The organism is Spirosoma migulaei (genome assembly GCF_054776855.1).
This window is the reverse complement of record NZ_BAAHBG010000045.1, coordinates 167,938-177,164: the sequence shown is the minus strand read 5'-3', so window position 1 is coordinate 177,164 and position 9,227 is coordinate 167,938. Positions and strand designations below refer to the sequence as shown.

General features: G+C 45.5%; 7 protein-coding genes and 2 pseudogenes. All 9 read right to left on the bottom strand.

What is annotated here, in order from left to right; translation table 11 throughout:
* Window positions 1-5: 5 nt before the first annotated feature.
* Window positions 6-479, bottom strand: a complete 474-nt coding sequence (locus tag ACYVGO_RS37320; RefSeq protein ID WP_460973893.1) for a hypothetical protein — start codon at window positions 477-479, stop codon at window positions 6-8.
* Between the two features lie 115 nt (window positions 480-594).
* Complete coding sequence (locus ACYVGO_RS37315; RefSeq protein WP_142770647.1) at window positions 595-1,734, bottom strand: 2-isopropylmalate synthase; 1,140 nt, start codon at window positions 1,732-1,734, stop codon at window positions 595-597.
* Window positions 1,735-1,992: 258 nt separating this feature from the next.
* On the bottom strand, window positions 1,993-3,069 hold the full coding sequence (gene leuB / locus ACYVGO_RS37310; protein ID WP_460973892.1) for a 3-isopropylmalate dehydrogenase: 1,077 nt from the start codon (window positions 3,067-3,069) through the stop codon (window positions 1,993-1,995).
* A 178-nt stretch (window positions 3,070-3,247) separates the two neighbouring features.
* Window positions 3,248-3,943 (bottom strand): class I SAM-dependent methyltransferase, encoded by a 696-nt coding sequence (locus ACYVGO_RS37305; protein ID WP_460973891.1) that lies wholly within the window; start codon window positions 3,941-3,943, stop codon window positions 3,248-3,250.
* A gap of 176 nt (window positions 3,944-4,119) precedes the next feature.
* Window positions 4,120-5,640 (bottom strand): alpha-isopropylmalate synthase regulatory domain-containing protein, encoded by a 1,521-nt coding sequence (locus ACYVGO_RS37300; protein WP_460973890.1) that lies wholly within the window; start codon window positions 5,638-5,640, stop codon window positions 4,120-4,122.
* 82 nt (window positions 5,641-5,722) lie between these two features.
* Entirely contained in the window at window positions 5,723-6,319 is a 597-nt protein-coding gene (leuD, locus tag ACYVGO_RS37295; RefSeq protein WP_460973889.1) for a 3-isopropylmalate dehydratase small subunit, read from the bottom strand.
* Between the two features lie 96 nt (window positions 6,320-6,415).
* Window positions 6,416-7,825, bottom strand: a complete 1,410-nt coding sequence (gene leuC / locus ACYVGO_RS37290; protein WP_460973888.1) for a 3-isopropylmalate dehydratase large subunit — start codon at window positions 7,823-7,825, stop codon at window positions 6,416-6,418.
* Between the two features lie 320 nt (window positions 7,826-8,145).
* Window positions 8,146-8,884, bottom strand: a pseudogene (gene bla, locus ACYVGO_RS37285) (BlaB/IND/MUS family subclass B1 metallo-beta-lactamase).
* A gap of 89 nt (window positions 8,885-8,973) precedes the next feature.
* Window positions 8,974-9,186, bottom strand: a pseudogene (locus tag ACYVGO_RS37280) (DUF1275 family protein); the annotation flags it as partial.
* Window positions 9,187-9,227 lie beyond the last annotated feature (41 nt).

Here is a 9,227-nt window from a genome sequence, read left to right as displayed (position 1 = left end):
TTTGATTAAACGCACAAACCTAGAAAAATACAACGCCCTCCACAAGTATTGTCCTTGATCCCTAATAATTGCTCTTCTAATAGCTCTGCCCAGACGCTCATATAGGCAATGACATCTTCCCGTATGTTGTGTCTTAAAAAACGCTTCTCAAGAGGTAGACGGACCAGAACCTGACGGTCATCAAGTCGTTCGAGGTGTTTTAAATCTTCCAGCATCAATCCTGCATTTAGCATTTCATTGATTAGGAGATCAATAGGCATCTGACTAGTTGAACAATAGTCCTCTGCCTGTTCATTCCAATCCCCATGCCGTTGCATAGCGTATTGATGAATCTGATCTTTGGTAAGTTTGGTTAACTCTTGTGCCAAATTACCGCAATTGCAACCTCCCATATGTCCCCATTGGTAAGGGGCTCCATTCTTTAAGCTCTGTACAGTTCGGCGAAGGGCATTAATTAATTCAGGAGTTGGACGGGCCATGGTTGTGAGGATTTATCCTGGTTTAGTGTCATCTAATATACTGGCGAAACAGACTGTATTGCCGTTTTGTTCGGCTGACAAACTAAAAAGCCCGTCTTAGGAGACGGGCTTTTTATTAGCGGATCAATTCCATTAAATCTTTATCATTCACTTCTTTACGAATATCGGCCATATCGAGGAAGCGGGTGTAGATTCCATCGAGTGTTGGTTTGTCGTAGCGGAAACCGAGCAGTTCAAGTCGGTGCTTTAAGGCGTGACGGCCGGAGCGCGCAGTGAGTACGATAGAGGATTTTGGTACACCAACATCATGTGGATTCATGATTTCGTAGTTCTCCGAGTGTTTAAGAAAACCATCCTGATGAATACCTGACGAGTGCGCAAAGGCATTACGACCAACAATGGCTTTATTGGCTTGAACAGGCATACGCATCATCTGAGATACTAAATTACTTACAGGGTATAAGCGAGTCGAATCGATATTGGTATATAACCCTAATTCTTTCTTGACTTTTATCGCCATCACAACCTCTTCTAATGAGGTATTACCGGCACGTTCACCAATACCATTCATTGTTACTTCAACCTGCCGTGCACCGTTCATAACGCCCGCGAGCGTGTTTGCTGTCGCCAGACCCAGATCGTTGTGGCAGTGAATTGAAATCGTAGCTTTATGCACGTTTGACACGTGTTCATAGATGTACGCGATTTTCTTTCCGTATTCGTCCGGTAGGCAATAGCCTGTTGTGTCAGGAACATTAACGACCGTTGCCCCAGCATTAATTACAGCTTCCGTTAATTGAGCCAGGAAGACGAGGTCAGCGCGGCCAGCGTCTTCAGCGTAGAACTCTACGTCTTCTACGTAGGTTTTAGCATGCTTGACGGCAGCAACAGCCTGTTCAAGAATTTTTTCCCGTGTACTACCGAATTTATTCCGGATGTGAATGTCCGACGAGCCAATTCCCGTGTGAATACGCCCGCGTTTTGCCCATTTGAGCGCTTCGCCAGCCGCATCGATATCGCCTTTTACAGCCCGGCTAAGTGCGCAAATCGTTGGTTCTGTAACGGCTTTCGAAATTTCAACAACTGAGCGAAAATCACCTGGGCTGGAGATGGGAAATCCGGCTTCAATAATATCGACCCCCATTCGCTCCAGTTCTTTAGCCACCACAATCTTTTCTTCGGTGGTTAACTGGCAGCCTGGCACTTGTTCGCCATCGCGCAAAGTGGTATCGAAAATATAAACTCGTTGGCTCATGGTCCGATAAATATTGAATACGTAAGAATTCGTTAATTATAAAAAAGGCCCTTTCCTGTGGAGAAAGGGCCTTTTTTGTATGGCATATCCTTCGCTCCGTTCTTAGAAAACGTTTAGTTTTTGCAGTCGGTAGGGAAAGGAATTGGTCATAAATTATCTGCGAAATTTCGCTGATCGCGTAAATACGCTACAAAAATAGCCATTTTGAAAAAGTTTGCAAGCGAATAAACAAAAATTTTCAATGGTTTATCGTGCCTATTACGCTTGTAAGCGTTGCAATAACTGTTCGCCCATAGCGCTAGTACCCAAAAGTTTATCGGCTGGTGTGCTACTATTCGCGATATCACGTGTACGGAAGCCTGCTTTTAAGATAGCATCTACGGCGTCAATAATAGTCTGGGCTTCTGTTTTAAGACCAAATGAAATATCCAATAATAAGGCTACGCATAGAACCGATGCTAGCGGGTTTGCTACGCCTTTGCCTGTAATATCGTGTGCCGATCCATGAATAGGTTCATAAACCCCCGTGCTGTCGCCAACCGAAGCCGAAGCCAGCATACCCATTGACCCAGCAATCTGGCTAGCTTCATCGGTTAGGATATCGCCGAAAAGATTACCTGTTACTACTACATCAAAACGCTTGGGATCTTTAATAAGTAGCATTGCCATGGCATCAACAAACTGGTGCTCAACTGTCACATCCGGGTATTCAGGAGCAAGTGCCTGTACAACCTCGCGCCATAAGCGACTACTTTCTAACACATTGGCTTTATCAACCGAGCATAGCTTCTTGCCACGCGTACGAGCCGCTTCAAAGGCTTTTCTGACAATACGCTCTACTTCATATTTGCTGTAGATCATGGTGTCATAAGCAGTGTTTCCATCGTCAATCCGTTCGCGTTTGCCGAAGTAAACATCGCCCGTCAATTCCCGAAAGAAAAGAATATCAGCCCCACGCAGGATTTCAGGTTTAATACTGGATGCATCGAGTAGCTCGTCAAAGAGTTTAATAGGGCGCAGATTAGCATATAGCCCTAGTTCTTTGCGCATCTGCAAAAGCCCCTGTTCAGGCCGTACTTTCGCCGACGGATCATTGTCATATTTGGGATGGCCTACTGCACCAAATAAGATCGCATCGGAAGCCCGCATTTTTTCCAACGTTTCGGCGGGTAGAGGTGAGCCGGTAGCTTCAATAGCCACGTGACCGATTAATGCTTCGTCGTACGAAAATTCATGCCCGAATTTCTGCGCAATGACTTCTAAAACCTGTTTGCCAACGGCGGTTACTTCGGCGCCAATGCCATCGCCGGGTACTACAAGGATGTGTTTTTTCATTTGGAAAACGAATGAGTGAGCACCTTAGGCTCTGCCATTCTTTGAGAATAAGTAATTGGACTTGTTTAAATGAATAATGAACACTGTACAATGATAATGAGTGTACTGATAGTGAGTTGTGTAGCTATTGTTCATTTTACAGTATTCATTATCCATTGTTCATTTACTGGTTGGCTTGCTATTTGGGACGGATTGCTTCAGCAATAACATTTTTTCCAATGATCTGACCAACCGTTAACTTATCAAATACGCGGCTCACAGGGAAAATAACCCGATCGTAAAGAATAACGGAATCTTTTGTAATTCGGCCATCTTTACCCATCCATTTGTAGAGTAACGAGATGAAGTATCCGGCGAAATCATAATACCGACAATCTGTAACTTTCAGTCCGGCATCTTCCAGAATCTGGCGAACCAACTTTTTATCGTAGCGCCGGTAATGACCAACATGATCGTCCATATTACTGAAAATTTCCTGACGGGCTGGAACGAACACTTTCAGGCGGCCCCCTGGCTTGAGTTTGGAATATAACTCCTTTACAATTTCGCCGTGATGTTCAATGTGCTCCAGTACGTTGATTGTATAAATCAGGTCATATTTTTTAGCGAGCTGGCTGATATCGGTATAAACGGGTTGTTTGATCAATGGCAATAGATCCGGGTCAATTTCGGCTGCGTCGACACTTCCTATCGGAAATCGGTTCGCATATTCGCCATTTCCAGCCCCAAAATCCAATATGGCTTCACCAGGTCGAATATCTCGGGCGACCCACTTGTACAGACCGCTGTTATAGTTAACAGCGTGGCTCATCATGGCCAAATTGTCGGACCCATTGTATTCAACTTTTTCCGCCGTTTGTTTTGCCTGATTCATAAGGACGAATTGAATGTGATAACGTTTGGTGCTTTAATTTATAAAACACGAAGTTATTAAGTAAATGGACAATGTAAAATGAGCAATGAATAATGAAAATTAGCTTGACAAGCAGGGTATGTACATTAACCATTATTCATTTTACATTGTCCATTCGCTTAAGTGAATTGTCATTTTTAATCCAGCGTATTCAGCATTTTTTGGGTTGCCTTAATGGCCGATACGGTCTGGTCGGAATCGAGACCTCTGGTTTTGAACTCACGGTTGTTTTGCTTCCAGGTAATAATCGTTTCGCAAAGGGCGTCGGTTCGGCCTCCGGTCGGAATTCGGACGGCGTAATCGGTCAACAAGGGTAGGGTTAACTTTTTCTTACCGTAAATCTTCTTGAGGGCATTCATGAATGCATCGTACTGACCATCGCCCTGGGCATTTTCTTCAAACAGTTCCGTATCGATCCGTACCCGTAAGGTAGCCGACGGTTTAAGGTCTTTGGAGTGTGTGAGTACGTAATTAAGGACTTCTACCCGAGAAGCGATGGCATTGGTATTCAGAACATCGGAGATGATGTACGGTAAGTCTTCGCGTGTGACAGCCTCTTTCTGATCGCCCAGCTCGATAACCCGCTGCGTCACCTTTTTAAGGTCGCCTTCTGATAACAGGATACCCAGTTCGCGGAGGTTGTTCTCGATATTCGCTTTTCCCGACATTTTGCCGAGTGCATAGCTTCGTTTGCGACCAAACCGTTCGGGCAACAGGGTGTTGAAATACAGGTTATTTTTTTTGTCGCCATCGGCGTGAATACCCGCAGTTTGGGTAAACACATTGTCGCCAACAACAGGCTTGTTATCGGGAATCCGAAGCCCGGAAAATGTCTCAACAATCTTACTGACCTGATACAGCGATTTCTCGACTACACCCGTCCGTACATCCGGCATAAAATCCCGTAAGGCTGCAATGGCGCTGGCCATGGGTGCGTTGCCAGCGCGTTCGCCCAGGCCGTTAACGGTTAGGTGTATACCGTGTGCGCCTGCCCGAATCGCTTCCATCACGTTGGCGATACTGAGGTCATAGTCGTTGTGGGCGTGGAAATCGAAATGTAGGTTTGGATACCGGCTTACCAACGGGCTAATAAATGCATAGGTCTCGTTTGGCGTGAGTACACCCAGTGTATCTGGTAAGAGTACCCGACGAATGGCCTGGGTTTGCAGGAAATCCAGGAACTGACGTACGTAATCGAGCGAGTTGCGCATGCCGTTGCTCCAGTCTTCCAGGTACACATTCACTTGTAAACCTAGTTGCTGAGCGTCGCGAATGACTTGCTGGATTTCACCGAAATGTTCCTCAGGCGTTTTCTTAAGCTGGTGAACGAGGTGATTCAACGAGCCTTTTGTGAGCAGGTTCATGACCTTTGCTCCCGATGCCTGCATCCAGTCGAGGGAAGCCTGTCCGTCAACGAATGTCAACACCTCCACTTTATCAAGCATACCGCTTTTGGCAGCCCAGGCGGTAATCTGCTGGACGGCCTCCAGTTCCCCTGCCGATACGCGTGCCGAAGCTACTTCAACCCGATCTACTTTGACTTCGGTAAGTAGTAATTGCGCCAGAGCTAATTTCTCAGACGCTGAAAACGACACTCCGCTGGTTTGTTCACCATCGCGGAGCGTCGTATCCATGATTTCAATATAACGACGTTTCATTCTTAATGAGTAAAAGAGTGAACGAGCGAAAGAGTGGCTGGCGCATCTGTTTTCGCTCGTTCACTCTTTCACTCTTTCACCTTTAAAATGGTCTCGCTTCGGCGAAGGCTTCGATTTCGGTTTTCATCGACAGCAGGTAGTCGATGTCGTCGTAACCATTAATGAGGTTGTGTTTCTTGTACTCATTGATGGCAAAGTTTTCGTTATCGCCCGTAGCCAACAGCGTGATCGTCTGTGTAGGCAGGTTAATCTCCAGTTCTGTTGTTGGATCGGCTTCGATGGCTGCGAAGATTTTTTCCAGGAATTCGGGACTGACCTGTACCGGCAAAATGCCGACATTGATCGAGTTGTTCCGGAAAATATCGGCAAAGAAACTCGATACCACGCAACGGAAACCATAGTCATAAATGGCCCAGGCTGCGTGTTCGCGGCTCGATCCGCTGCCAAAGTTTTTACCGCCAACCAGAATCTTACCGGAGTAAGTGGGGTCGTTTAGTACGAAATCAGCCTTGGGCGTATTGTCGTTGTTATACCGCCAGTCGCGAAAGAGATTGTCGCCAAATCCTTTGCGCTCAGTCGCTTTCAGGAAACGGGCAGGGATAATTTGATCAGTGTCAACGTTCTCGTTCGGCATGGGAACGGCACTGCTACGGAGTATAGTGAATTTGTCGTAAGCCATTTTTGATGAATGGATAATGAATAATGTGTAATGGATAATGTTTGAGTAATGTAAAGTCAGGCTCCAGTCAAAGAAGCCATCATTGTACATTATTCATTACACATTATTCATTAAACCTCTTGGATCTGTAACAACACCCGTAACGGCGGCAGCGGCAGCTACTAATGGGCTGGCCAGCAGTGTGCGTGCGCCGGGTCCCTGACGACCTTCGAAATTTCGGTTCGACGTTGATACGGCGTATTTACCGGCCGGAATCTTGTCTTCATTCATGGCCAAGCAAGCCGAACAACCCGGCTGACGTAGTTCAAAACCAGCCTGGGTCAGGATGTCCAGAATACCCTCCTCCTGAATTTGCTTTTCAACAACGTGCGATCCCGGTACTAACCAGGCCGTGATGTTATCGGCTTTCTGACGACCTTTCACAATAGAGGCAAACGCCCGGAAATCTTCGATACGACCATTCGTACAACTGCCGAGGAATACAAAATCAACGGGTTTGCCAATCATGGATTCGTTTTCGGCGAAGCCCATGTATTGCAGTGATTTTTTGTAGCTCGCTGAACCATCTTTTACGCTCTCGGCGGTCGGAATCTGGTGGGTTACACCCGTTCCTAGCCCAGGGTTTGTACCATAGGTAATTTGTGGCTCAATGTCGGCCGCGTCGAAGGTCAGGTCGAGATCGAACGTAGCGCCTTCGTCGGTTTTGAGTGTCTGCCAGTAGGGAACCAGTTTGTCCCACTGCTCGCCTTTGGGCGATAGTTCGCGGCCTTTCAGGTAATCGAGTGTGGTTTGGTCGGGCGCAATCATGCCGCCCCGAGCACCCATTTCGATGGTCATGTTACAAACCGTCATCCGGCCTTCCATGGTCATATTCTCGAACACCTCACCAGCGTATTCGACAAAGTAACCCGTAGCGCCACTAGCCGATGTTTGCGAAATGATGTATAGAATCACGTCTTTCGGTAACACGCCTTTGCCTGTTTTACCGTTGACGGTAATGCGCATTTTCTTAGGCTTGGGCTGCATAATGCACTGGGTCGCCAGTACCATCTCAACCTCCGATGTACCAATCCCGAATGCAATGGCTCCGAAGGCGCCGTGGGTTGAGGTGTGTGAGTCGCCACAAACGATGGTCATGCCCGGTAGGGTTATGCCATTTTCGGGACCTACTACGTGTACAATTCCGTTTTTGATATGGCCAAGTCCCCAGTGGGAGATGCCATATTTAGCCGAATTGCGCTCCAATGCATCTAGCTGATTAGCCGACATCGGATCGGCTACAGGTAGGTGCTGGTTTAGGGTTGGGGTGTTGTGATCGGCGGTGGCAAACGTGCGTCCCGAGAATAATACGGGTGCATTACGACCCTCGAGGCCAAGAAACGCCACCGGACTCGTTACTTCGTGGATAAAATGCCGGTCGATGAACAACACATCGGGACCATCTTTAACCTGCCGGATGACGTGCGCGTCCCATACTTTGTCGAACAGGGTTTTTGGGGTACTCATAGATGTAGTAGGTAACTGTTCCAGGTAATTAATCTATTTCTCGAGTGCCGCTATGCGGAGAAATGAGGTTACAAAATTGCGGAATCTTCTTGAATGCTGTATCCCGACATTCGTCCAGTAAATAGCGATTTTGGTTCAAGTGGCTTGTTTGGGTGTAAAACCGTATTTGTGGATAAAAAGACAAGGTTACCATGTTCTCTGTAGGGGGGAAAGACGGCAACTTAATTCGCGTAGTTAGCGTGAGATTGTCAAGCTAATGGTTTGTGGCTTGGCTCAACTACTTTATAGAAGCACGTCAGCCATCAGAGGCTAAACCGATGTTAGCGGTATTTTTTCTTTTTTAGCGCTTCTGCCATCATTAACGAATGTGTCAATGAATTTATGTTTTTCCAGTCGCTATGTGCTACAATAATAAACTTTGGGTTTGGGCATTTCTTCTGAACTCTCTTAAGCGTAGAGGCATATTCTGTTACATTTCCGTCGCCTAAATAACCCAGATCTTCATCATCGGCCCCTTTTATTAAACAGCCACCGTAAAGAATTTTTTCTTTTTTAAACCAAGATTATGATATTGTCTTCAGTATGCCCTTGTCCGGGATAATACGTTTCAAAAGAATATTGACCGACGTTAAAGACGGTATCCTTTTTCATTAAAAATTCAGCCCTTTTTTTATTATTCTTTTTACTTAATTCATCCGTAAGAGTAGTCGTATAGGTTTTAATTCCCTGTTGCCTATAATACTCAAGGCCGGCCGTTTTATCGCTATGCCAGTGCGTTGCAAAACACATTACTACAGGTTTGTTATGTTTTATTTTTATGCTATCGAGCAAGGGTTGAAATTGTGTTGTATCCCAGGGTGTATCAAACATAACAACGCCTTCAGACGTAACAAGATACATTCCATTGGCTGGTACCTGACTTTCCTGGTAGGTATTATATGTTGTATAAATATAAAAATCGCCTGTTAATTGTGAGATTTTAAGTTTCGCATTCTCTGCCTGCCCGAAAATAGTTGTTACAGAAAAAATACAAAATAAGGTTACTATAATTGATCGCATACTGTTTAAGTGAATTAATTGGTTTTGGTCTATGACAATATTGCTAATGAGCAGGGACTTGTGAATGTTAATTTGTGGGCTAGTGTTTGTCAGCTACTTTTGAGTTTTCGCCTTAACAGGATAAGTCTGAATTTTATGTTATCGTAAATCAGCCCTAACACTAATGTAGCTGCTGCAAAAATTAACGCATGAAGTCCAGTTTTGGCATATAAAACGCCACCAATAATGCCGCCAATAAAAAAGAAGCTTATTATGGTTAAACGCAACTTTATGGATGCTATGAGCGTGTATTTCTGCTCTTTGGCTTTATAGAAAAATAATTGCGATAATTAAGTCGGAGGCC